General features: G+C 33.8%; 23 protein-coding genes. 6 read left to right on the forward strand and 17 right to left on the reverse strand.

Features of this window, described 5'->3' with window-relative positions; genetic code table 11:
* Window positions 1-298 precede the first annotated feature (298 nt).
* A complete protein-coding gene (locus Q9306_RS05810; RefSeq protein WP_306196223.1) occupies window positions 299-1381 on the reverse strand; it encodes a DUF418 domain-containing protein in 1083 nt (360 codons plus the stop codon).
* Between the two features lie 14 nt (window positions 1382-1395).
* Entirely contained in the window at window positions 1396-1959 is a 564-nt protein-coding gene (locus tag Q9306_RS05815; RefSeq protein ID WP_306196225.1) for a TetR/AcrR family transcriptional regulator, read from the reverse strand.
* 268 nt (window positions 1960-2227) lie between these two features.
* On the opposite strand from Q9306_RS05815, the gene Q9306_RS05820 reads away from it, so the two are divergent.
* Window positions 2228-3430: an MFS transporter gene (locus tag Q9306_RS05820; protein ID WP_306196227.1), complete on the forward strand. Its 1203-nt coding sequence runs from the start codon at window positions 2228-2230 to the stop codon at window positions 3428-3430.
* 29 nt (window positions 3431-3459) lie between these two features.
* Here Q9306_RS05820 and pduL read toward each other — a convergent pair whose 3' ends face one another.
* Window positions 3460-4032, reverse strand: a complete 573-nt coding sequence (pduL, locus tag Q9306_RS05825; protein WP_306196229.1) for a phosphate propanoyltransferase — start codon at window positions 4030-4032, stop codon at window positions 3460-3462.
* Between the two features lie 278 nt (window positions 4033-4310).
* Here pduL and Q9306_RS05830 point away from each other — a divergent pair, with 278 nt between their 5' ends.
* The 3 genes from Q9306_RS05830 (at window position 4311) to Q9306_RS05840 (ending at window position 7769) form a co-directional block, all read left to right on the forward strand.
* Window positions 4311-5504 (forward strand): LL-diaminopimelate aminotransferase, encoded by a 1194-nt coding sequence (locus Q9306_RS05830; protein ID WP_306196230.1) that lies wholly within the window; start codon window positions 4311-4313, stop codon window positions 5502-5504.
* 173 nt (window positions 5505-5677) lie between these two features.
* On the forward strand, window positions 5678-6082 hold the full coding sequence (locus Q9306_RS05835; RefSeq protein ID WP_306196232.1) for a 3-hydroxyacyl-ACP dehydratase FabZ family protein: 405 nt from the start codon (window positions 5678-5680) through the stop codon (window positions 6080-6082).
* 217 nt (window positions 6083-6299) lie between these two features.
* Window positions 6300-7769, forward strand: a complete 1470-nt coding sequence (locus Q9306_RS05840) for an RNA-guided endonuclease InsQ/TnpB family protein (protein ID WP_306196234.1) — start codon at window positions 6300-6302, stop codon at window positions 7767-7769.
* A gap of 53 nt (window positions 7770-7822) precedes the next feature.
* Here the strand turns inward: Q9306_RS05840 and Q9306_RS05845 are convergent, their stop codons facing one another.
* From Q9306_RS05845 to Q9306_RS05875, 7 genes are all read right to left on the reverse strand, one after another.
* Complete coding sequence (locus Q9306_RS05845) at window positions 7823-9028, reverse strand: Ger(x)C family spore germination protein (protein WP_306196236.1); 1206 nt, start codon at window positions 9026-9028, stop codon at window positions 7823-7825.
* Window positions 9012-10115 carry a spore germination protein gene (locus Q9306_RS05850; RefSeq protein ID WP_306196237.1) on the reverse strand — a complete coding sequence of 368 codons (1104 nt, stop codon included), beginning with the start codon at window positions 10113-10115 and terminating at the stop codon, window positions 9012-9014. The genes Q9306_RS05845 and Q9306_RS05850 overlap by 17 nt, the downstream gene beginning before the upstream one ends.
* 27 nt (window positions 10116-10142) lie before the next feature.
* Window positions 10143-11669, reverse strand: a complete 1527-nt coding sequence (locus tag Q9306_RS05855) for a spore germination protein (RefSeq protein ID WP_371932337.1) — start codon at window positions 11667-11669, stop codon at window positions 10143-10145.
* A 223-nt stretch (window positions 11670-11892) separates the two neighbouring features.
* The gene (locus tag Q9306_RS05860) at window positions 11893-12018 is read right to left on the reverse strand and encodes a hypothetical protein (protein WP_306196241.1); all 126 of its coding nucleotides are present in this window, start codon (window positions 12016-12018) and stop codon (window positions 11893-11895) included.
* Window positions 12019-12171: 153 nt separating this feature from the next.
* The gene (gene helD / locus Q9306_RS05865; RefSeq protein ID WP_306196243.1) at window positions 12172-14520 is read right to left on the reverse strand and encodes an RNA polymerase recycling motor HelD; all 2349 of its coding nucleotides are present in this window, start codon (window positions 14518-14520) and stop codon (window positions 12172-12174) included.
* A gap of 267 nt (window positions 14521-14787) precedes the next feature.
* Window positions 14788-16872, reverse strand: a complete 2085-nt coding sequence (locus Q9306_RS05870) for a hypothetical protein (RefSeq protein WP_306196245.1) — start codon at window positions 16870-16872, stop codon at window positions 14788-14790.
* Window positions 16873-17219: 347 nt separating this feature from the next.
* Window positions 17220-18146, reverse strand: coding sequence for an alpha/beta fold hydrolase (locus Q9306_RS05875; RefSeq protein ID WP_306196247.1), 927 nt, complete (start codon window positions 18144-18146; stop codon window positions 17220-17222).
* A 503-nt stretch (window positions 18147-18649) separates the two neighbouring features.
* On the opposite strand from Q9306_RS05875, the gene Q9306_RS05880 reads away from it, so the two are divergent.
* Window positions 18650-18790, forward strand: a complete 141-nt coding sequence (locus tag Q9306_RS05880; protein ID WP_098917817.1) for a YrzI family small protein — start codon at window positions 18650-18652, stop codon at window positions 18788-18790.
* A 354-nt stretch (window positions 18791-19144) separates the two neighbouring features.
* Here Q9306_RS05880 and Q9306_RS05885 read toward each other — a convergent pair whose 3' ends face one another.
* The 4 genes from Q9306_RS05885 to Q9306_RS05900 all read right to left on the reverse strand — a co-directional run bounded on the left by Q9306_RS05885 (window position 19145) and on the right by Q9306_RS05900 (window position 23108).
* Window positions 19145-20908 (reverse strand): SulP family inorganic anion transporter, encoded by a 1764-nt coding sequence (locus Q9306_RS05885; protein ID WP_306196249.1) that lies wholly within the window; start codon window positions 20906-20908, stop codon window positions 19145-19147.
* A gap of 110 nt (window positions 20909-21018) precedes the next feature.
* A complete protein-coding gene (locus Q9306_RS05890; protein WP_306196251.1) occupies window positions 21019-21459 on the reverse strand; it encodes a DNA mismatch repair protein in 441 nt (146 codons plus the stop codon).
* Window positions 21443-21799: an ArsR/SmtB family transcription factor gene (locus Q9306_RS05895; RefSeq protein ID WP_306196253.1), complete on the reverse strand. Its 357-nt coding sequence runs from the start codon at window positions 21797-21799 to the stop codon at window positions 21443-21445. Before Q9306_RS05895 ends, Q9306_RS05890 begins: the two co-directional genes overlap by 17 nt.
* A gap of 226 nt (window positions 21800-22025) precedes the next feature.
* A complete protein-coding gene (locus tag Q9306_RS05900) occupies window positions 22026-23108 on the reverse strand; it encodes an AI-2E family transporter (RefSeq protein WP_306196255.1) in 1083 nt (360 codons plus the stop codon).
* Between the two features lie 294 nt (window positions 23109-23402).
* On the opposite strand from Q9306_RS05900, the gene Q9306_RS05905 reads away from it, so the two are divergent.
* Window positions 23403-24215: an HNH endonuclease gene (locus tag Q9306_RS05905; protein WP_306196257.1), complete on the forward strand. Its 813-nt coding sequence runs from the start codon at window positions 23403-23405 to the stop codon at window positions 24213-24215.
* Between the two features lie 244 nt (window positions 24216-24459).
* Here Q9306_RS05905 and Q9306_RS05910 read toward each other — a convergent pair whose 3' ends face one another.
* The 3 genes from Q9306_RS05910 to Q9306_RS05920 form a co-directional block, all read right to left on the reverse strand.
* Entirely contained in the window at window positions 24460-24552 is a 93-nt protein-coding gene (locus tag Q9306_RS05910; RefSeq protein WP_090996886.1) for a putative holin-like toxin, read from the reverse strand.
* Window positions 24553-24844: 292 nt separating this feature from the next.
* Window positions 24845-25903 (reverse strand): hypothetical protein, encoded by a 1059-nt coding sequence (locus Q9306_RS05915; RefSeq protein WP_306196260.1) that lies wholly within the window; start codon window positions 25901-25903, stop codon window positions 24845-24847.
* 14 nt (window positions 25904-25917) lie between these two features.
* Entirely contained in the window at window positions 25918-26391 is a 474-nt protein-coding gene (locus tag Q9306_RS05920) for a tetratricopeptide repeat protein (protein ID WP_306196262.1), read from the reverse strand.
* Between the last annotated feature and the right edge of the window lie 27 nt (window positions 26392-26418).

The following is a 26418-nucleotide window of genomic DNA, read 5'->3' on the forward strand; positions in this document are numbered from 1 at the left end:
TTCTTAATTATACAAAAATGTACCATACAGAGAGAGACTTTTTTAGTGTCTACTCTATAGGGTACATTTTACTTCTATGCACGGCCAGATGCTCTCGTCCTCCCCTAAAAAGAAAGAGGTTTTTATGTCGTTTTTTTAATTTGGATATATATAAATATATTCCACTCTATCCAGTATATCGAATACTATGAATCTCACAAGTATGAATTAACGTTTTAAAGTGGCTGATTTTCTAGCAACAAACAATGTCATTTCTGTTTGTATCCATTTTTGAATAGAAAATATCTTATATTCCCAATTATAAATCAGTATATTTTCTCATTAGTAATTCGATTGGTCCCCTTGTAAGGCGGGATCGCCAAATATAGGACAGAACAATTGCACTTACAAAGAAAAGAATAGAACACATAAGCGAAATATATAGAGTTTGATTTTCCAGCAAATTTACAAATACTAAACCAACTAAAAAGAGTACGTGCCCAATATAATGTGTTAATGCCATTTGTCCTGTTAGGATAAGAGATTTTGTAATTATATTTTTAGTGAAAATTTCTGTAAAATATATACATAAGATGATAACGATAACAGCTGAACTTGAACTAGATAAAATATAAAAAACATTTGGAGGCATAGGCTTTGTGGAAAAGATATACATTGCAATGTCTTCTTCTATATAGGGACTTATTGTTTTAATAAGAAAAAACGAAAGGCTTTCTAGTACAATAAATGAAAAAGAGGCATACCATAATAATTTTTTTCTAATATCATTTTGCGTAAAATCTAGCCTTCCTAACCACATACCAAGTAGAAAGAAGCATAGCCAAGGAAAAATAGGATGAAATCCATTGAATAAGAGATTACGCCAAAAACCTTCTAGTGTCCAAAATGTTGAGTATTCATGGAAAGATGTATCCCAGCCTTTCGTATAATCAAATATTAGTTGGGAAATTTGGGCTGTAGTTAAAATTACGATGCAAGAATAGAGAAGTGTACGGTTTGATGCGACAATATAAAAAGAAGATAGAAACATATAAAATGCATAATAGTGTAATATATCAGCATTCCAGCCAATTATATATAAGAAGATTCCTAGAATTAATAGAAAGAACGCTCTCCTCCAAATTGTATGTTTATTCTTTTTAATAAGAATAAGGTCTTTCGTTACACGTGCTTTTTTAGTCATGAGAGAGATTCCAATCCCAGCTAAAATTACAAATATTGCAGAAGCCCTTCCTTCAAAAAGGCCTGTGAAATGAATGATCCACGCTGCCCCTTTACCATCGGCTCCCATTGCCAATTTATAATTCACAATGACCATTCCGAATATCGCGAGTGCTCTAGCGAAATCGAAACCTGTTACTCTTTTTGATTTTTCAACCATTGTATTACTCCCCTTTATAAAATACTCTTTACAGTTAACCTCCAAATTTCTTCTGCATGGAGAATAATTGCACTTCCCATATATTTATCTAGCCCTTCGACAACTAAAGTGAGTAATTGTGCCTTCGCTTCAATTTTTTCATTTTTTAGAACTCCTAATTCAACTCCAAAGTGTAAAATTCTAGTAAACCCTTCTAAATATTCCTGCAGTACTTCTTGTAGCCAGTTTTCATACTTTTCTTCGCGCATGCTCAACACAACAAATTCATTTAATATTTTGGAGTAATAAACGTCTTTTTCTTGGACCTGTATCATATGAATCCCATCATGAATAAGCTGTGTTTCAAAATTTTCTTTGTTATATTTGTGCATTGAAAAAAATCTAGAGAAATTAATTTCTTTTACAATTACTTTAAACAATTCTTTAATTAATTCTTCCTTTGAAGAAAAGTAATAATAAATGGCAGGTTTAGTCACCCCCACTTCTTTTGCAATCATAGATAAACTAGTTTTTTCAAATCCATTTTCGGCAAATAGCTTATAAGCTGTTTCTAATATTTGTTCGTATTTTGATGACATGAGGTACACTCTCCTTTTTATTTACTTACCGGTAGGTAAATTATAAAGGATATTATTTCCATATTCAATAGGCGAAATGACAATTTATTTTCTTATGAACAGAAGGTGTAAATACAACACATATATCTTCTAAGTCAAAAAATTTGAAATTCTTCTTTTAAACCCTTAGTATATACTCTGACTCAAAATTTATAGTTATACGATGTAATGTAAAAAAGGAGGTTTTATATAGGATTTTCACTACTATTAAAGACTGAGAGGTTTTCCTATGTGGCGTAATAAAAATGTATGGATCGTTCTCACCGGTGAATTTATTGCCGGGATAGGGTTATGGCTAGGGATTCTAGGTAATTTGGAATTCATGCAAAAGCATGTACCATCTGACTTTATGAAATCCATTATTATGTTTATTGGTTTATTAGCTGGTGTCCTTGTTGGGCCCATGGCTGGAAGATTTATTGACCAATATTCTAAGAAAAAAGTTCTTTTATATGCAGGGTTAGGCCGTGTATTAAGCGTTATTTTTATGTTTTTCGCTATTGAGTACGAAAGTATTTCATTTATGATTTTATTTATGATCGCCATTCAAATTTCTGCAGCTTTTTATTTCCCTGCACTACAATCTGTTATCCCACTTATTGTTCAGGAGCATGAATTATTACAAATGAATGGAATTCATATGAATATCGCAACAATCGCTCGAATTGTCGGCACCTCACTAGGCGGTCTCCTACTCGTTGTAATGAGTCTGAAATATATGTATGCTTTTTCAATGGCTACATATGCACTATTATTCTTTGCTACTTTTTTATTAAACTTTGAAGATACAAAAACAAATATAACTAATGAAAAGAAACGCCAAAATACAAGTTTCATGGAAGTATTTCGCATTCTAAAAGAAATCCCAATCGCGTTTCGTGCTTTAATTTTAAGTATTATTCCACTTTTATTTATTGGCGGATTTAATTTAATGGTTATAAATATTAGTGAAATGCAGCATGATACAACAATTAAAGGGTTTATTTATACAATCGAAGGTTTATCTTTTATGCTTGGTGCGTTTGTCATAAAACGTTTGTCAGAGCACGTTTCTCCATATAAATTACTATATATCTTTTCAATTTGTATTGCTTTTTCTCACTTATCACTCTTTTTCAGTGATATAAAATGGATGACACTTGTTTCTTTCGGTATGTTTGGATTTAGTGTTGGTTGCTTCTTTCCCGTTATGTCAACCATTTTCCAAACGAAAATTGATAAAAGCTACCATGGACGTATATTCTCATTCCGTAATATGTTTGACCGTGTCATGTTCCAAATTGTCTTACTCGGAACGGGTTTTTTCTTAGATACAATTGGATTACAATATATGGTGCTTATCTTTGGTGTTATTTCTTTGTTTATTATTTTCATTTCAATATTGCAGCAAAAACAATTAAACAAAAACACTTCTCAAACACCAAATATGTAGGAGCCATCTCATTTTTGAGATGGCTTTTCTTATGATAAAATCAGTTTACCGAAATCTCCTGTTTTTATATTTGCACTGTTTGCTTCATCAGTATCAATATGCATATCTAAAGCATACGTATCCTTCACTCGGATTAATACTTGATTAAAAATCAGCCCTCTATCACCTTTAACTTTCACACTCACATATTGTCCTTCACTCACTTGAAACTGCGTTGCATCTTGTGGTGTCATATGAATGTGCCGCTCAGCGACAATTACTCCTTTATCAATTTGAAATTCACCATTTGGACCAATTAAGGTAATACCAGGTGTCCCATCAATGTTTCCCGATGAGCGCAGCGGGGCATCGATGCCAAGATGACGAGCATCTGTTTTTGAAATCTCGACCTGTGTAAATTTGCGAACTGGTCCAAGAATTCGTACTTTCACAATTTCGGATTTCTCTGTTTTGATCGTAACTGTTTCTTCTGCTGCGAATTCTCCAGGCTGAGAAAGCTCTTTTGCTACCGTTAACTCATAACCTTCTCCAAAAAGCTTTTCTAAATCTTCCTTTGTCACATGAATATGTCGATTTGATACACCAATAGGAATGTTCTTCATTTTATTTCTCCTTTTGTTGATATACACTTTCTATTATTTCCCCCTTTATAAAAATTAGTTATAAAAAATAGCAGCTAACATGTGAACTAAGAGTTTGAGTTTTTTGTATTTGTTTTTATTAAAAAATATACGGTAAAGGAAATTTTATTATCAACACTATTTTTACATCTACATCAAAAATGGTAAAATAAATTTATGCGTGTTTTCAGAAAAGCGTAACAATACAAATAACAGGACAAGTTTTAATAACAAGAAGAGTATTTTAGGAGGCGTTATCCATGAATTATAAGTTAGCAAATCGTATGGAAGCATTTCAATCCTCAATTTTTAGTGAACTAGCAACATATAAAAAAAAGAAAATTGCAGAAGGTCATGAAATTATTGATTTAAGCATTGGAAACCCAGATATGCCACCTGCTGATATTGTCATAGACACACTTGTAAATGCAGCAAACGAAAAGAATAATTATGGTTATACATTAACAGGTACACAAGAATTTCACGAAGCCGTAACAGAATATTATAAGATGAATCACCATGTAACTTTAAATGTTGACAATGAGGTCTTATTATTAATGGGATCACAAGACGGACTTGTTCATTTACCAATGGTTTTTGCTGATTCAGACGATATAATTCTTGTTCCAGATCCAGGATACACTGCGTATGCAACAGGACTTGCAATGGCAGGAGCAACTCCATATTTTATGCCGTTAAAAAAAGAAAATCATTTTCTTCCTGATTTACATACGATTCCAAAAGAAGTTGCTCAAAAAGCAAAAATGATGATTTTAAACTTACCTGGTAATCCTGTACCAGCAATGGCAACAAAAGCATTTTTTACTGATGTGATTGTCTTTGCAAAAAAGCACAACATTATTGTCGTTCACGACTTTGCTTACTCTGAATTTTATTATGATAATCAAAAACCTATTAGTTTTCTATCCGTTCCTGGAGCAAAAGACGTTGGCGTAGAAATTAACTCATTATCTAAAAGTTATAGCTTAGCCGGCAGTCGCATCGGTTACATAATTGGAAATAAAGACATTGTCGGAGCGCTCAAGCAATTTAAATCAAACACAGACTACGGCGTCTTTCTTCCCATTCAAAAAGCGGCAACCGTTGCTTTAAAAGAGGGTGCTACATATTGCGCAGCAAACCGGATAATCTATCAAAAACGAAGAGATACACTTATTAATGGGCTAACAGAAGCGGGGTGGCATGTTGAAAAACCACCTGGAAGTATGTTTATATGGGCTGAAATTCCAAAAGGCTATACTTCTTTAGAGTTCGCATATACATTAATTGATCGTGCCAATGTCGTTGTTACACCAGGTCATGCATTTGGTCCACATGGAGAAGGGTTTGTTCGCATTGCCCTTGTACAAAATGAAGAAAAATTAATACAAGTAGTTAACAACATTAAAAATAGTGGCATTTTTTCTAATAAAGGTGCTTTAATTAAAAATTAATTACATTTTTTCTTCTCTTTTCTATATATACAAGTTAAAAAAACGATAAATCCTTTTAGGGGAGACGAGCGCATCTGGCCGTGCATAGAAGCGATCAGAGCCTTTTCCTGCCACATGCACTGTTCTTCCCTCTTATCTAACAACAGAATAATATATAATCAAGGAGGTCATGCATGAGTAATATTAATATTCAAAGCATACTGCCGCACCGGTACCCATTTTTAATGATCGATGGCATCGTTGAAATAGATACCGGTAAATCGGTAAAGGGTTATAAAAATATAAGTTGCAACGAATGGTTTATAACCGAATCGCAAACGACGATGCCACATATGTTAATTGTTGAAGCAATTGCACAACTCGGAACATTTGTCAGCATGGAAAATACTGATGGGTTGGGATTTCTTTCATCACTAGAAGGAGTAGAATTTTTAGGGGCCGTTCAGCCTGGCGATCGATTAGACCTATATTATGAAGTTATTCGTAATAAGCGTGGATTCATCCTTGAGAAAGGCCATGCCACTGTAAATAAGAGAACCATTGTCAGTGTAGATAAATTATTAGTGTACATGCACTGAAGTCCAATTTAGATTTACAAAAATTAGAACAGTGACATTTACACTCACTGTTCTGTTCTGTTCTTTTCTCTTCTATCATACCTTTCGAGAGGACTCCCACCTCTAAACATATATGAAAGTGGTGAGGTGAATCGAAAAAAATATTTTATGTTCAAGTAAAAAGACAGAAACGTACGTTCTCGTTTTGGTATAATATCCTTAACAAGGAGGTGAAAAAATGACAATGGAAAATCAAACAAATTATAAAACTCTTCAGATTTGGATTAAAAAAGGACATCGTATGTATTCTTATTTTCAAGAATCTTGCCAAAACGCTAAAAATATGTACAACACGACAAACTTTTATATACGACAAGTGTATACAGGTTTGACACAAGATAAAGAATTGCAACTTTTACAAAAAGAAGTTTTGGATACAATTGATAAAAACATGGGGAAGATGAATAATACACAACTTCTTGCCTATCAAAAGAAATTGGAAAAAGAGAAAACAAAGCCAAAAGAAAAACAAAAAGAAGTGAAATGTAATTTGTTTTCAGAACCAACTACAGAAAAACCTTATGTAGATTATAATTTTCTAGATGCATTATTTAAAGCGATGATGCAGAAAGATTATCGTGCTTTGCCTACGCAATCTAGTCAATCCATCATGAAAAATGTATTCCAAAATTGGAAGTCTTTTTTCGCTAGTTTAAAAAATTATAAAAAGAATCCCAACAAATATACTGGAAAACCTAGAATTCCAAAGTATATTCGTTCTTCTGAAAAGGAAATCTTGTATACCAATCAAGATTGTGTCATTAAAAATGATAAGTTTTTAAAGTTTCCAAAGACAAAATTGCAATTAAACATTGGGAAATTGGAGTTTACTGAAGGGAAACTGAAGCAAGTTCGTGTGATCCCAAAATACAATGGATATGTGGTAGAGTTAGTGATAGATGTTCCTTCAGAACAACAACCCATTGAAGAGAATGGTCGTTATATGAGTATTGATTTAGGGATTGATAACCTTGCAACCATTGTAACAAACACAGGTATGAAGCCTGTACTTGTTAAGGGCAAGCATGTCAAAAGCATAAATCAATATTACAATAAAATGAAGAGCCATTTTACAAGTGTTTTAAGGCAAGGTAAACAAACAAATAAAGGCTCTTTTACTTCTAAAAGAATAGAAAAACTTCATCAAAAGCGTTACCTGAAAATAAAAGACATCTTCCATAAGGCTAGCCATCATATTGTAAAACTAGCTCAAGAAGAGGAAGTTTGTAAAATCGTTATTGGTCAAAACAAAAGTTGGAAACAAGAAACTGATATGGGAAAGAAAAATAACCAAACATTTTGCCATATCTCACATCGTTTATTGATTCAAATGATTACATACAAAGCAAATGCGGTAGGTATTCAAGTTGTTGTAACCGAGGAGTCTTACACATCAAAAGCAAGTTTTCTAGATCATGACTTTATTCCAATGTATGGTACAAATAACCAAAATGTAACTTTTTTAGGAAAACGAATGAAGCGTGGTATGTATCGTTCTGCAAAAGGAATCGAAATCAACGCAGACGTAAACGCTGCGGCTAATATTTTACGAAAAGTAGTCCCGAATGCATGGACAGACGGGATAGAGGGGTTAGGCGTGAAACAGCTCGCTAGTGTGTTAACTCCACTGACGTTAATCGTCCGTTAGGTCGAAACGTTAGAAACCCCCACTTCAAGCTTTGGTAAGTGGGGGAGTATTCATTAAGATCCTTTTGCTCCATAACCTTTAATATTTATTTTTACGCTATATTTGATTGGAACTTTACTAAATGTTTTATCCCAATCTTTTTTGACCTTTTCCCATACTTTTGGGTTCTTAATTCTTAATCTGTTTCCAAAGCCAGCAACGTCAACCTCATATTCTTTTTGTATCTTTTTTAATGTGTGATCTACTAGTCGATTCACTTCTTGTATAACAGCTTTTTCTGCTCTTGTTAGAAATTTATTATTAAAAGAATTCCCTGAAGTAACCCAATTTTCAGATATTTGCCCCTCTGATTCGATTTTTACATCAAAAGAAATTTTGTTTCCTTTAACTTGTGGTGTGATCGTGCTTTTCATAGACGCCACCTCATACATGATAGGTTGCCCTGTCTCTTTATCAACACCTTTCACTAAACCACCTTTCCCTTTACCCGTTATCCATGTTAAGCCTTCTAATTCTTTTTCAGACAAAAAACCACGCAGTTTTTTTGTTTTCCCTTTAATAATAGCAGCTCCCGAAAATTTCACTTCCCCTTTTGCCGATACCACATTTTGCAATAGAAAACTGGATTCTGATTGCATCTTGCCAGGTAATTTAGCAAGAGGAACAGGAGGTAAAATCCTTGATGTTCTATATTGATTATCTGCAATTCCATAGAGACGAAGTGCCGGAATTTCTCCTGGTTCCTTCATTTCTAACGTATTGCTAGCTCGTCCTTTGCTAATTAACATGAGGCAGCTTGGTCGAATCTCATTATCACGAAGATAAATATCAAGTATCTTTTTCAAACTATACGTACGCGCAAGATTTGCACTTATAACAATCACTTTTGTATGGTGGAAAATCACGGGGCGATCTCTTCTTAATGAAACTTCTCGAATCATTTGATGGAGAGAATCACCGGTTTCAGAAACATTCGTATAAGCTTTTTGCCCTGACGCCCCGCCCTTCCCACCTCCACCAGATGATTGTGGGTTAACAAATTGATAGGTAGTGGTTATAAGGTTCTTTTTTGGATATCCTCCGTCTTCTTCTTCTAGTGCTTTTTCAACAGTCGACTCCTTGCCCTTATCAAATGCCAAACCTACTTCAAAACCAAGCTCTTCAATTACATGACTGCTCCAGCATCCTGTAAGAGAAAAAAGGAAAAGTACTAACGGTAAAACTAGGAGGAATCGTATATTATTAAGATTTTGTTTCATTCTTTCCCTTCCTCCATCTTACGATCATGAGGAGAAGAATTGGCAATACACCGAATAAAAACAAAGCAGTATTCCCGATCATATCTCCAAGTTTAAATAAATCGTTAGTATTCTTTGGGATTAAAGCAATAACGTAAACAACTGGTAGTAATCCATACATAAACGAATGAATATTCTTTTTAAAAAGTTGAGCCAATCCAAAAGCAGCAGCATAGTAACAGATTGTATAAGTTGAAAAGATTTGCATAATCCATATTACAAGTAATAAAGATTCAAACCGTTCAAATATTAAACCAGGGATTTCAAAACTTCTCATGAGATCAAACGTTGGCCATGTTCTCGTTATTACGCCATCGATAGAAAAAGCTCCAATTACCATCACAACTGTAATAACATAAAAAATTAAAGGAATAACAGTTCCGACTAGCACAACTTTTACACCTTTGTTCGGCTTCTCCATAAACACCAACAGGAGCAACATGATTTCGGCACCTGAATATGCGAGAGTTGTTGTTTTGATCCCTTTTAGTACTGGCATAATACCTAATCCTAATACTGGACGGAGATTATCTGTCTCAAATATTCCGATACTCATAAAGGCAGTTAATAAAAAAATAAAGATTGTAATCGGAAATATAATCCCAAACATACGAGCCATCGGATTGATGCCACCTATCATCAAATAGAGACCTACCCACATAAATGTCATGATAATAGCCCAGCCAGGTGTTCCTTCCAGTAAAAAGAAACTTGTTACTTCCTCCAGTATTCTCACTTCAAATGAGGAAAGGGTAAAAAAGTAAATGATAATACATAGACTAAGTAACCCGCCTATCCATTTCCCTACAATATCTTGGCTATACTGATAAAATGTTTTTTCAGGAAACTGTTGACTTAATTTGACCATGATTATCCCCGTAACCATTGCAATCAATCCGCCTAAAATAACAGTTATCCATACATCTGGTGTTTTCACTTTCTCGGCAGCTGTTCTAGGCAAGGTGAGAATACCTGCTGCAAGTACATAATTGATCATAATAACAGCTGCTTGTGAGGTCTCAATTCGATCTTTAGGATTGGTAATCATCGCTGGTCACTTCCTTTTCAAAGTAAGCTATCCTTTTCGTATTGGATCTTTCGTACGCAGCATCTTTGGACGACGTTTCATCATTTGAAATGGAACGCGAACTATAAAGTCTTTCCAATCACTTGATCGATAAGGAACAGCTGGACTAACATAGGGCACACCGAAACTCTTTAGCTTCACCAAATGACTACATAAGAAGAGAAAAAACAAAATAAGTCCATACAACCCAAACAAGGCAGCGCAAAACATACCTACAAAGCGAAGGATGCGAAGAGGAATCGCTGTACTATAATGAGAGAGCGCAAATGAAGAGATTGCCGTTGCAGCTACTACAATAACCATAATAGGACTAACAATTCCTGCTTCAACCGCAGCCTGTCCAATAATGAGTCCGCCAACGATTCCCATCGCCGAGCCAATTGGTTTTGGCAAGCGCAGTCCAGCTTCTCGTAAAATTTCAATAGCGACTTCCATAAGTAATGCTTCTATAATCGCAGGAAAAGGAACACCTATCCGTCCTCCTATAATAGAAATGGCTAACTTAGTCGGAATTAATCCAGGATGAAACGAGATAAAGGAAATATACAAGGCAGGTGTAAAAAGAGCAATAATAGCTGCTCCAAAACGTAATACACGGATGAGTGTGCCTGGAATCCAACGCTCATAATAATCTTCAGGCGATTGCATCATCATACTAAATGTAACTGGAGCAATTAACGCAAAAGGCGTTCCGTCTAATAAAATTGCCACCCGCCCTTCCATCAATGCAGCAACGACTCGATCAGGACGCTCCGTACTTTGCACCTGTGCAAAAGGACTAAAATAATTATCTTCGATGAGCTGTTCTACATATCCTGATTCCGGTACATTATCAATATCAATTTTCTGAATTCTTCTCTTCACTTCTTCTACCAATTCCGAATCAGCAATCTCTTTCATATAAGCGACGACGAGTTCTTTTTTTGCTCGCTTTCCCACTTGGAATTTTATTAATGATAATCCTTCATTTTCACCATGGCGTCGTAACAGAGCGGTATTATCACTTAAAATTTCTGTGAAACCGATCCGCGGACCTCTAACTGATACCTCTGATATAGGCTCTTCTATATTCCGGGTTCGTCCTTTCGTTGTACTGAGAATCAACACATCTGTTGTGCCATCAACCAAAAGAGCTGTTGAACCTATCAATACTTTCGACATCAAACTCTTTATATCATGAACTTCTTTTACTGCACTTATGGAAAGGACTTGCTCTTTAATAAATTCTTTTGAAACCGTCCCTTTCTTATAAGTTGAGTCATGTTTATATTCTTCATAAAAATCAATCATTAATGATTTCATAATATGTGTTTCGATGAGCTCTTTATCTGACAATCCTTCCACAAAAATAATTGCCGCTTGAATACCTGTACGCCCGATGTTAAACTCCCGAAAGTGTACATCTGAGTTTTCACTAATTTCTTTCTTTACAAGTTCTAGATCCACCGTAAAATTGCCTGTGAAATTTTTAGAGGTGTTTTGAACGGACATAATTCCTTGCTTATTTTCATACATATTTGCTGTTTTTTTCATTTGTTGATTTTTTGACTCCTGTTCTCTCATTCTTATCACTCTTTCTCTAAAAAGCTTATTATATATCCGCCTAATACGAAACTTCACCAGTAATCACCGACTTTGGTATCACATTACAGTAAATGTTTATCAAACTGAGAGGTTGTTGATAAAGCTAGCCTATTGTAGTTGACTTCAAAATGGATACATTAAATCATTCATTTCGTTATTTTTCCTCTAATGTATGGATCCAACTAAAAATTTTTGAAATCACATACGGAATGAACAACACAATAAAGGATTGTCCAAAAACTTTCCATTCGGGGAGATAGGCAACGATTGTTTTCCACATTTTAACCATCCTATATCATCGGAATTTCATACGTAATTATTATGTGTTTTGTGCGGAAATTTAATCCAACCAAATACAGTGTAACTGCTCTGCTACCATATAAAAATGTAAATGAAACAGAGGTCACGCTTCATAGCGTGACCTCTGTTTCATTTATTTATTCTGTGTATAAGTATTCGCCTCGACCGTTGATAAAAACGGACTTAATTCATTTTTAAAATAAATATATAACTCGTGCATAGCACGTGTACAAGCCGTGTAGAAAAGCTTACGTTCACTTTCTTTTCTATATCGTTGATTTGAAGCGTTATAAATAATTACAGCGTCAAACTCTACACCTTTTGCTAAATATGAAGGTACGATAAGTACTCCCGGATCAAACGAAGTTGTTTCTTTTTCGATAAGGTGAATTTGTACATGTTGCTGCAATGTATTATATGCCGCTTTACTTTCCTCGGCAGTTTTACAAATAATTGCTATCGTTTTATGATTATTTTTTTGCAAATCTTTAATCCGATTTACAATATTTCGATGTAATTCCTCATCTGTTTCTACTGCTGTTATAACAGGTTTTCTCCCCTCGCGCTCAAATGGTTCAATACGGTTACCTTCTGATATTAGTTGCCTTGTGAATTCAATAATTTGTTTCGTGGAACGATAACTACGTGTAAGTTCAATCTTTTTACTTTTTTCCTCTCCATACAAAGCATATAATTGCGAAAATCCATTTTCGGCCGCATGTACATGTATCGTTTGATTAAAATCACCAAGTACCGTCATTTTACTATGTGGAAATAATCGCTTCAAAAAGGTGAATTGAAAAACAGAATAATCTTGTGCTTCATCAATAAATAAATGCATTGCAGATGTATTTCGTTGTAAGTCTTCCAGCTGATCTTTTAAATATAAATAAGGCGTCGCATCCTCATAAGTCATATGAAAATTCCGTATACACCTAACTGTTTCTTCGCATATTTCTTTCCAGCATGACGGTAAGTTATTATGATCTGTAAATTGTTTTACAAACAACGGATCAGTGAATAACTGTAAATAAATAGCGGTCATATTAATAAATTGAAACTGTTTCACCCGTTTTCGAATTGGTTTAAAATGCTTTTTCACAACCATTGCAGCTAACATTTGTTGTTCACGTTCAAAATCATCAAATGTATTCGTATCATTTTGTCTCTCTTGTTGCAGTTTTTTATGGATTTTTGCATACGTTTCTTTATCAAATAGCTGTATTTCCTCTTCAACCCAAAGTTCTTTTCGCTCTAACTGCTCTCTTTTCTTTAATTCTTTCAGTAACCACTCAGAAATTAATTTCATTCGATTCGGAATCCGCATGGATTCAGGAAAAGAATAAAATTTCTCTAGAATTTCCTCTTTCGATATTAAAACATTCCTGCGAAATTTCACGTCTTTAAAAATCATTCCAGCTTGTTTCAAATATGCCACATAACTGTCTACAACTTTAACAAAATGTGCACTTGCTTTATATTGAATGCCTTGCATACGTATTAAATATGCTGTGTCTTCTTTCTCTGAAAGTACATATTCCATTTGCGTAAACGGATCTTCTACATGAAACGTTTTCTCTATATGCTCCTCTATATACTCTTGAAATGTGGTTTGTTTCATATTCTCTTCTCCTAATTCAGGAAGAACAGTCGAAATATAACTATTAAACATTGGATTAGGAGAAAAAAGAATGATTTGATCTGCATGTAATGTATCTCGATATCGATATAGTAAATAAGCCACACGCTGCAATGCAGCCGATGTTTTTCCGCTTCCTGCTGCTCCTTGTACAATGAGTAGACGACTCGTTTCATTACGAATAATTAGATTTTGTTCTTTTTGAATCGTAGAAACGATACTTTTCATTTGTGTATTTGCATTCTTTCCTAACACTTCTTGCAATAATGCATCACCAATTGTTACCCCTGAATCAAACATGCTGTCCATTTGACCGTAACGAATGATAAATTGTCTCTTTAAAGTTACTTCTCCTGTAATCATTTCATTTTGCACCTTATATACGGCCGGTCCCAACGGAAAATCATAATACAAACTGGATATTGGTGCTCTCCAATCATAAACAAGAAATTGTTCTGTACTCTCATCAAAAAACGAATGAATGCCAAGATAAATTTGATCCGAACTTCTTTCACCATCTTCTAAAAAATCAATTCTCCCAAAATACGGGGATTGCTCCAGTCGTTTTAACATTGTAAGCTGCTTATCTGCATGATAGTGACTGCGTTCTCTTTCAGCTAGCAACTCTACTTGTTGCTTTATACTTGCCGCTGTTTCAACGGCCTCTTCAGCATTATCGAAGTTAGCTGTTACATCGTTCCAAAAGTTTTTTCGAATTTGAACTACTTCTTTCTTTCCACTACTTACATATTGTTGAAGACTATCTATGTGCACTTTAATTTTCCGTACAACTTCCTCTATTCGTTTTTGTTCCCTCTTCCACTCTTGTTCATACTGCTCCATATTGTCACTCCTTATCGACAAAAAAATTTTGACCAAAAGTTTGACAAACACAGGTGTTTTTTGATAAAATTAAATTGGGTAATTATTGAATAAAAGATAATATTTTCTATTGGTCATTTTTTCATTTTAACATATACATCTTACTTAGTTCAATGAAAATCAATACAATTATCAAACAATTTTACTCTATATGAGAGATCAAAAAAATCGATTCCCTATTTAGGAATCGATTTTTTGACGTATTCAATCACTTCTTATCGTTTTATTTTATTGAATTCCGATTACTCTACTATTTCCGTTCTTCGCAATTTGGACTTTTGCATACTTCCCTTCCCCTTTCACAAGGCTAACAGGAACTCCACGTGTACTTCCAATCGTAACATATCCATAATTCATATATCCCTTAATCCAAATTCCTTTTTCTTTCGGGTAGTCACCGATCTTTATTTGATCTAGACGATAATTCTTTTCTTGTTCTTTTTTCAATTTTATATACACTGTTGTTTTTGATTCTTTTTTTGTTTCACGATTCAACATCATTTCATTTGCTTCCGCTTCTATTTTGAAAGAAAACCATACTTTTTTCATATCCCCTAATTCTGTAACTGGATTTTCCAATTCTAACAATACAATATTACTGTTAGAATAGTTCCATTCTTGTTGTGTAACAGTACCTAGTAATATAAAACCAGAAAGTATACCTACTAACCATATATGTTTTTTCTTATAGGTTCCGTTATATTTTATTATGTTCTCTTGTTTATGCTGCTTATTTGTTAATAACAATACAATCCCTGCCAGAAACAACATCCCGCTCAATCCGTAGTTTCCAATGTAATTTGTCTCATACATAATAAAATTCGTAAATAAATAGATTACAATGCCAATCCGCTTCATTACAATATCTCTTACATACAAAATGCCTAGTACAAGAAGTAATATATATCCACCATGTGCACTTACAATAAACCAATAATCAGCTCCTTCGTATTTCCCTAACAAATAGAAAAATGCATATACCAATCCAAATCCAATACTATGTCTGAATAAAAATTTATTTTTCCGTACAATCGCAAAAATGAAAAATCCGATATGAATGAATACGAGATAACTCATACTTGTTGTATATTCCTCATCTCTTATACATTCACTTACAATAATTCCTTCCAATAGCCACCATAAACTATATTGTTCTGCCTTATGCTTTGCAAATAGACAATATCCAAATATACAAATAGCATACAACAATCCCCATATGTAATGGTGACTTGTTACAAGTGTTGTAATTCCTGACATGATAGCGAAAACAAATAAAAATATCCGCAAAAATTTTGCTGTTATTTTTTTATATCCCAAAATTCCAAGCACACTTAGTGTAGCGCTTATAATCATGATAATGCTGCTTTCCCTTACTATTTCCCATAAAATAAAGTACAGACTCGCAAGAAAAAGAATACTCCCTATTGAGCTTACGAAAACATATAGCACGTACTCTCCTATTTTCCGATGGTTTATGTTCGTTTGATTCTTTTTTTCTTGCCAAGTGAGATATTGCTGAGAAATAACAACAAACAAGCCAACAAGTCCCATCAATATATAAGAGATATTCATAGTTAAATTTACAAATAAATTCGTTATATCTATCAATGCATACAACGACCAAGCCGTTAAAATTGCACCAGTTGTTATTTTATACAAATTTCTTTCTTTTATTTTTTTGAATACCGTAATGTATACAACTGTCAAGAATATTGCACACACTACTTTTATCAAATAATTTGGTTCTCCTCCATCGTATAATCGTTCAAGGTACACTGTCCACAATCCTAATAAACTAGTTGTATAAAATACAAAACGTCCTGTCATTTCTCTTCCGAATCGGTACCATATAACTGAAGCAACAGTTATCATAGTAGATTGCCACTTGTCCGTGAAAGCAAACCATGTTATTTCATCGATATTTGATAAAAAGAAAAACAATGCTCCGCCGCTAAGCACATACCACTCTGCTTTTTTATCAGTTATATAAAAATATAACACGGGGAGTAACCAACTAATTGAAAGCCATAACTCTTCATTTTCTATACCGTAAATGTTTCGAAACATCCAACATGACCACGCATAAGCTAGATAGATCGTTACACACATCCCTCTCATAAACAACACATTTGCAAACATTACATTCCTTATTACAAAATAGCCCCCAAGTGCAAGAAGAGGTACCCCTAGTACGGCTAAACTTTGATAAACCGTCTCCCATGAGTAACGCATCGTCATCATTAAAACGATATAAGCACCAAGCAAAGACCATACTCCAAGTATTCTAACAATATCATCTTTCCAGTCCTTCATCCCCCATCCCTCCTTCTATAAGTGTATTCTTTTTATACATATTTTTCACTTATAATTTGTATATTTTTCCTTTTGTGATTTTAGTTGGGAAATCTATGAAAAAAAGCTCAATGTTTCTCTTTTTTCATAGAAACATCGAGCATCTTACACATTCTATACTAAATAAATTCATTTTTATTTCTCGAGATATACATCGATGCTATGAAGAATACAACATAACCGCTCCTATGCATGGCCAGATGCTCTCCTCCTCCCAAAAAAAGAAAGGGTCTTTATGTTGGTTTTTCAATTTGTATTTATATACTCTGTCTTAAGTATAAACAACCGTCCTAACTTTTCTATTCATACTATAATAATTCCTTTATAGCGTTTATCACGACCTCTGGATTCTCTAATTGAATTGAATGACCATTCTCTGTTTGAATGTGTTTCGTACAGTTTGTTAGTTGACATAAAAGTTGCTGCTGTTCTTTCCATATAGGATCTGAATTATTAGAGCTTATGATAACTACCGGCATGTTTTCACGTAAATTTCCTGCTCGTTTTACTTGGTTCGCTGATTCTTCACTGTATAACATTTCTTTATAAACCGCTTCATATGCCCGAGGAGTATATCCCACGTGTTTTACATGATTTTGAACTTGCGCCGGAAGACTTCTTCCTCCTACCGGTATTTTTAATAGACGCGGCAAACCAATTGTAGAGGTGATATATCCTAATCTCATCTGCTTTAAGCTTTTTACGTATTGCTGCGATCTGTCTGTATTCATTTCCTCTTTCAAGTATCGATTTTCATGTACCGCATCAACCAATACAATTCCTGCTACTTCATCTGGATATTGACTTGTAAATAATCGCATATTTAGTCCTGCAAATGAATGTCCCACTAAAATATAAGGAGGCGAAATCCCCATTTTGTCTAAAGCCCTTTTCAAATCATTCACTACTTCTTGACTAGTCGATAAACCACTTCTTGTATCACTCCAACCATATCCAGCCCGGTCAAAAGAAACCACTCTTGTAAACTTTGATAATTCAGGCTGGACAAGACACCAGGCTAAACAATTACCGCTTAAACCTGCATCTAAAATAACAGTGGCATTTCCATTTTCTTCACCAGAAATAATAGCATGAACGCTGCGACCATCGACTTTCACGATACTTCCAGGTTCTTTCGTTTCGTTCATTTTTCTTATATACAGATTTCCCGCTGTAAACGGAAATAGTACTGTGCTAATTGTGGTTTTTAAAAGATAATCAGTTTGAAAAGTCATGACATTAATTGTACCCCCATCCAACTTTTTAAAAATTGATGTTACCCTTATTAACTAGAGTTCATCCTCCGGAAATAAATAAATTCATTTTATTCCTCTCCAAACTAATTATTCGTCGTTCATTATGAAATCTCTTTTAAAAACTGTATATTTTCACCAAAATTCAAAAAATTTATCCTATTTTTAAATTTCAGGGTTTACAAACGGAACCCAACTGTATATACTTACTTACGTAAGAAAAAATTTCCAAAGGAGGTCGAATGATATGATGAAAGTAACTGTATACGTAGCACCTGTTTCACAATCAAATAAATATTCGACCATCCATATGGGGAATTGAAAATCGTGTTTACTATGATTTAAATTATTCTGCCACAGGAGGTCGGATGCCTCCCTGTGGCTTTTTCATGCCTTGCCGCAGGAGCACTCTGTCTTCCTGTGGCTTTTTTGTGCGATTTTCATATTCTTATGATTTTATACACTTGAAAGGGGTTAAAAATAATATGACATTTCATGTATTCTTTTTAACGATTACGATTCAAAAGACTCGTCTATCTGAAGAAGAACTTGAACATAAACAACGTGTTCAACAAATCGTGGACGAAGTAAAAGATCGTCAAATATCGTTTTATAACCATCTGTAATTTCGAATACCAAATAACGATGAAAGGAGATATTTAAAATGATTTTATCTAAGCGAAAAATTATGATTTGGATTGTAGAGGTAGACTCCGCATAACTTAGTATTTCTTAAGTTTGGATTACGAATAAATAGAGCTATTGAAAATTACCTCTGTCAAGTTTGCAACATACAGTAATACAGTATATAAAATCAAAAAACATACTGTTTGAATAGTTCGAGAGGAATCATTTTTTAAATTAGAAACATGCTCTCATCAATCGACCTTTTATCGGTTAAAATCTGATATGCAAACAAAAACAAGGTTGCTATAAATAATTATAAGCAACCTTGTTCACAATTTTTATTCATTACTTTTTTAAAAATCTAATGCATTCACTTTATCTTTTACTTTATTCACTTTCTGAGGTTGTTGAGAAAGTTGGCTGCATTCACGAAACGCAAAATGTTTACAACCTATACACTTTTTCGTATCCAAATGTTCTAAAGCGTAGTTAATTGCATCCCCTGTATGCTCAAAGAAGTTCTGTTCCGCAATCTCAGCATATAGTCCATTTCTAACTAAAGTTGTTTTTAGTTCAGATTGAATTCCTGAGACTAGAAGTATACCACCTTGTTGTTTAAAAGAATGAACAATACTTCTAAAATAAGACTCTCCCGTCGTATCAATAAAAGGAACTTTCCCCATTCGTAAAATTAAAACTTTCGGTTTATAATGAATGGTTGCTAATATATTTTGTTCAAATGTTTGAGCAGCACCAAAGAATAATGGACCTTCTATTGTATAAATACTAATTTGCGGACAATCATGAGCCTTATTCACCACATGTGGTAACAATTTTTCATTCTTTTTCGAATGATCTGGAAGCACTTTTGATATAACTAGCATGTTGCTCATACGTTTTGTAAATAAAATAATAGCTAAAATAAGACCGATTTCTACAGCTGTTGTTAAACTTGTAAATACAGTTAACAAAAATGTTACAACTAATACAAGAGAATCTCCGCTCTTCATTTTAAGGATATGGGCAAAATGTTTTTGTTCACTCATGTTCCAAGCTACTACCATTAAAATAGGAGCCATACTCGCAAGTGGAATGTGCGAAGCATACGGAGCTAATAATATAAGTATTAATAAAACAAAGATTCCATGAATAACACCTGATATCGGTGAAGTAGCTCCGCTCTTAATATTAGTTGCTGTTCGAGCAATTGCTCCAGTTGCCGGAATACCTCCAAATAATGGTGTCACAATATTGGCAATTCCCTGCCCAATAAGTTCTTTGTTACTATTGTGTTTACTATTTGTCATACCATCTGCCACGACAGCGGATAGAAGAGATTCAATACCACCGAGCATCGCAATTACAAATGCCGGACCCATCAGCTGTTTGATACGCTCGAATGTAATTTCTGGTACATGAAACTGCGGAAGTGTATTAGGTATTGTACCATATGCTGTACCGATAGTGGGTACATGGCCTGAGAAAAATACCGTTGCAATTAAAGTTGAAATTACAATCGCTACTAATGAACCAGGCACTTTTGGAAAGATTTTTGGTGTTACGAGTATAACAACAAGACAAATGAAAGCTGTTATAATGCTATAAAAATTGATGGTATCAATATGAATAAAGATTTCGTTCAGATTTGCTATAAATGCCTCATGCTTTTTTATACCTGTTAAACCTAAAAAGCTAGCAATTTGCCCTATAAAAATAGTAACAGCAATACCTGATGTAAAACCAACTGTTACAGGACGCGGGATAAACTTAATTAAAGATCCCAATTTAAAAATCCCCATTAAACATAAAAGAATTCCAGCTAATAAGCCCGCCAGTAACAAATTTTCATATCCATAGGTAATTACAATACTTAAAAGAATCGGAACAAAAGCACCTGTCGGCCCTCCTATTTGATATCTTGAACCACCAAATAGCGCAGTTAAAATTCCAGCAATACATGTAGTATAAATCCCATACTCTGGTTTAACCCCAGAAGCTATAGCAAAAGACATAGCAAGTGGAATCGCAACAACTCCGACAATCGTTCCTGAAAGAAGATCCTTTTGAAAGTGCCCCAATGAGTATCCTTCAAATCTTCCTGTAAATAACCCTTTCATTATAAACCCTTCTTTTCTGTTTTAATAAATCTTACTTTTTCCAAAAAATTAACTACCTCTTAATAAATTTGAATTGTAAATACATATTCTTATATAAAGAAATCGTTAACTTAATATTTACTAAACGTTTTGCTCAAATGACGTTCTAATTCACCTATATCTCCGTTCTCTTGTGCAAAAGTTTTCAATCTTTTTGCTAAAAGCAATCCATCTCGACTATCTAGCTTTTTCATATCTATAAATGATGTAATCTTTACTGTCTCTGGTGTATTATCCCTACGAAACATTTGCCCCGGAATTTCACTCCAAAAACGATTCCATTCATCCAGTAATCCTATTTGATCAAATAAAAAACTTTGAATCCCACATAACCAAGCTGTACAAGCCGTATTTCTCTTCTGACACCCAACATTATCTTGTAAATGCTGGCATGAAAAACAACAAGAATTCCCGCTCTTAATACAAACTTTACAAACGTGATAAGCTCCTACTGAGCGAAATATCTCAATTCCATGTTGAATAATAACGTCTTTCTTAACTTCGATACTCAACCCCCTCCTTAACTATGTTTTTATCATCATCTTCTAACATTGAAATCGTATCAATTAAATGGTTATTAAAAATTGCTCGTGCAACTTCGAGTAAATTCATAATCATTGGATCTCGAAGAGCGTATAAAACTCTTTTCCCATCTTTCGTACCAACAACAATATTTTTTGCACGTAGTACACTTAACTGTTGTGAAACTGCCGATCCTTCCTTATTCAGAATACTTTGAAGTTCATTTACACTTTTTTCACCCTCTGATAACAATTCGAGAATTCGGATCCGTAAAGGATGTGATAAGGCTTTAAAGAAGTCAGCCTTAAACTGTTGCATTTCGTTTCCCATTCAAACGCCTCCATTACTTACTTTTAAAGACTTTACAAGTATTCTATACATCTTCAAATGTTTGAATATGTATAGAATACTGCTATAGTTAGTAATTTTCAATACAAATTTTTAACCATTAAAAAGGCCCAAAATTCAAAAAATCCTATGTATATTTTAATTATTCGTATTACAATTATACTTAGAACGAAAGAAGACCAGTTACACTCTGTAACCGGTCCTCTTTTTATTTCTTATTTCTTTTCATTTTAAAAAGCCTAACTAAGTTTGAAATGATTGTTTTCAGTACAGCATAAGTTGGTACAGCTAAAATCATTCCAATAATTCCAGCAAAATTTCCGACACCAAGAATCAACATGATAATTGTTAAAGGATGAATATTTAATTTCTCACTCATAATTCGCGGTGATAAAATGTTACTCTCAAATTGCTGAACAATCGTTACTACAACAATAACCCATAACGCCTGCATCGGCGATACAAAAAGACCAACAATAACCGCTGGTGCCGCTCCTATAAACGGACCTAAATTTGGAATAATATTCGTAAATGCTGCCACAATCCCTAAAATAAAAGCATAAGGCAACCCAATGATTAAATAACCAACAAACGTGAAAGCTCCGACAAATAAACAAACAAGTGCTTGACCTTGAATATAAGCTGCAAGCGTTTCATTCGTTTCTTTAAAAAGACGAAACCCTTCTTCACGATAAGATTCTGGTAAAAAACGAACTGCTGCTCCAGGGAATTTATGACCATCTTTAAACATATAAAACAAAATAAATGGAACTGTGAAAACAACCAATGCAACGTTTGTTATTATTCCAAATAATGCTGTTGCACTCGCTGTAAGCGTATTTGGTATCTCTTTCAAATACGCAAGAGCGTTCTTTTCTAACGTCTGTAACGAAACATAATCCTGTGTTGTAAGCCATTGAAATAGCTTATGATTTGATAAATCTGCTATGTATTCTTTCCCCACTTTAATATACGTTGGCATATTCGTTACTAAATCCATCAACTGATGAGATACAGTTGGAACAACAACGCCAACTGCAACAGCTATTAATGAAATAATAAAGACATATAGTAACAAAATTGATAAGCTGCGTGGTACCTTTTTGTTCTCTAAAAAAAGTAACACGGGATTAAACATAAAATACAAAAATGCCGCAATTAAAATAGGGAAAAATAAAGTGGATATAAAAATACCGATTGGTTGAAATAAAAACGAAATTTTTGTACAGATAAAAATAATCGCTACAACCATCAATACTTCTAATGTCCAAAAATGAACTTTTGATTTCAAAAAAAGTGCCTCCTTTTAAATTTCTTCTATACATTGTAACAAATTGTAGCAAAAATTTATATGCTATTTCCACGTTCTATATTCCAAAACATAAATAAATACACTACAATAAAGGCATACGTGAAACTTTTGTCAGTAGAGTTTTCATTCTATGATGATTATTAGTTGAACCAATCGGACTTTTACGGGCGGTTATTCCTTCCCTATCTCCTTTGTATATCTCAAAGTCCTGAAGTGAGGATTCAATTGTCCGTAAGTAGCAAGATAAAAATTTGCAACTAAAAGGTGATAATTATGCCAATATGCAGTATATGTAGAGATGATAAACAATGTATAGAACAATATGTAATTCCAGAAGTGTTATGTGGATATTACTATATCAGCACTGTGTGTGAAACATGCCATGAAAACGCGCTAGCAAGTATAGATCGTCTATTAATTAGTCATAAATTAATCCAGTATAAAATTGATCAACTTAAACATCAAATTGACTCTCCTCTTCTTCTAGATATATATAATGAAGAAGAATATGCAAATGAAGAAACGGAAAGTGATGAGTTCCAATTCTCAAATTCTCTCATTATGAAACTATGTAAAAGACACGATATCTCACTTCATGATGAAATATGGAAAGAAGAACGAGTAACAAGAGTTGCGGGTTCTATTCAACGTGAATTACTCCTTGATAACCGCAAATATAAAATGGGTTTACTGAAAATGGCTTACTTATTTGCTGCAAATACAATAGATGGTTATTTTCATGACCCTGATGCAGTAGTTATTTCTAACATTTTATCTAACATAGATTTCATTGAATTAAAAGATAGAAATATTGTACGAGAGTTAAGTAAAAGTTCATTATGGAACACTTTAAATACCGATTGCGAAAACCACTATTTTATTCTACTAAGCGACAAAGATGGATTATTTTGTTTTATTCGCCTCTTTGATGTGTTTGATGTGGTTGTTCATCTATCTAGAAAAAGATACAATCTCCCGTCACCAATTGTTGGTATAAATGATGCAATCAATCAAGAATTTTATACAAAAAGCTTAAAAGAATATATGAATGGATTATTTAAGCCAACAAACGGAATTCAATCTTAAAAAGTCAATGTAATCCCAAAAGGAGAACGTACGCTCTCCTTTTTTACATGTACAAAATTGTGCTATAATAACTATGAAAAGAACGATACAATCACTTAAACAAGTTTAATTAGCATATAATAAAAAAAAGACTAGCGTGCGGCAACACACTAGTCCCATATAACTCAGCAGAGTGGATTATTCATTATCCTATTTGTTTCTCATGAATTAAACAACCCACCTTCTATTGGCGTAGAGTGGGTTGTTATTTTTTGAGCTTATCGATTAATAACACGACAAACGTTAGCAATGCAACGAGAAAAAGACCACCTTGCAAAAGCAACGAAAGTTCACTCAATTTATCACCTCCCAACACTTAGAGAAGTGATAATAAAACAACCACTCTGACCATGAGTTACTCTTTCATTTTATCATAAATTTCATTTCTTTACGATGAAAACCGGCAAGCTTTATACTTGCGGGTTATTTTATTGTGTTGAGAAAAAACAAATGTGACATACTAAGAAAAGGAAGGTAGTCATATGTGGAATTTGTAATCATTCCAAAAGAATAAGCATTACGAAAGAACCCTTACAAACCGAGCATTTTATCTTTCGGCTTGTAAGGATTCATAAATGATCAGCTTTTTATTATTGATGAAGTTGTACTTTATTCATTACTGTATCATAAAACGCTCTCTCATCATCCACATTGATGTGAACTTTTGTTACTGTTTTTTGAAACCCATAAAACATAGTTGCCTGCATTGGCTCCACTAACACGATTTCGAGTTTTGCTGGTTCTTTCATAAACTCGTTTACTGTCGCATCAAAAATTTGTTTTTGTTCAATTTTAGAAGGTAATGCCCCTTTATTATGATGTATGCATTCAATATTACCAAATGGTACAATAAGCTGTTTCGTCAACCCAACTTGTAAAATAAGCTCTTTATCAGTTACAACATATGGACATAAACGAATTGCTTGTATTTCTGCTAAGAAAAATATCACAGCGTAAATATTTAAGATTAGTAGAATCCATGCTACAATCGGATTCCATTGATGAAGAAAATAATGAAAACCGATTGATTCAATTAAAGTTGCATGTATAAGCATAATATTAAATGCAATGACACCTGTTTTTTTATGATATGTAAACATTCCTGAATCTGCAGGTACTTTTTTACGCCAAGAAAATAACGCGTAATAAAACAACTTACATTCTGATAACAATACATTCACAGCGACACTTTCGAAAACGGAATCGTATACTGCCCTTTCGATGGCATATGAAAAAGATGGATACGTGAGCTTGTATTTCTTATAAGCACGAACAATCGCAGGTAGTTTTCTTGCTATTTTGTAAAAAAGATACAATTCTAAGCAAAGAAATGCAATTTCCCCGGCTACTACTATATATGTGACAAACGAATAAGATTCAAAATACGGATTAGGAATAATAAATCTTGCAGCCACATAACCTGCAAGTATCACAGGAAAAATATATTTTAGTGAATATCGCCTTCTTATAATCAGTATGTAAGTGACGATTGGAATAGTAAGTATAAAATCAAATAGAGAAGCAAGTACTACTCGGTTTGGTAAAGGCGACATGATTGGTAGTGCATAAAGAAGAATATTCGAAAGGATAATCAAACTCGTAATAGCAAACCAAATTAACCATCGTTTCTTCGATATAGTATGATTCATGTAATCATTCCTTTTTATTTAAAAGTTTCATTTAAATGATCTCTGTAAAATGTAATTGCTCTTTCATAGTTCTTTACACCTTCCGTTTTCACTACCACGTCTAGCAGCAGTTTCATCGCATCTTCATGAGATTGTACATTGTACTTTGCAATGGATAAAAATACTTTCATGGCGTCATCATCTGGATAACATTTTATTCCCGATTCCAATGTAGCAATAGCTTTCTCATACTCTCCAATACACCGATATGTACTTCCTAAACAAATATAAGCACCTCGCAAACTTTCCCCTTCTAATCCTAGTTCAATAGCTTTCTCGTAATACGGGACGGCTTCCGTTTCCATTCCCATAGCATCGTGTGTGTATGCACATTGATACAAAATTTCTGGATTTTGAGTAAAGTTTGTTAAACTTAACAATATCTCTCTTGATTGGGCAAACTTTTTCTCATTACGTAATTGAATCGCTTTTTTTAATAGATTTTCCATCTTCTCCACCTACAATATGTATTCTTT

It is taken from the genome of Bacillus multifaciens, from assembly GCF_030756675.1.
Taxonomy (GTDB): domain Bacteria; phylum Bacillota; class Bacilli; order Bacillales; family Bacillaceae_G; genus Bacillus_A; species Bacillus_A multifaciens.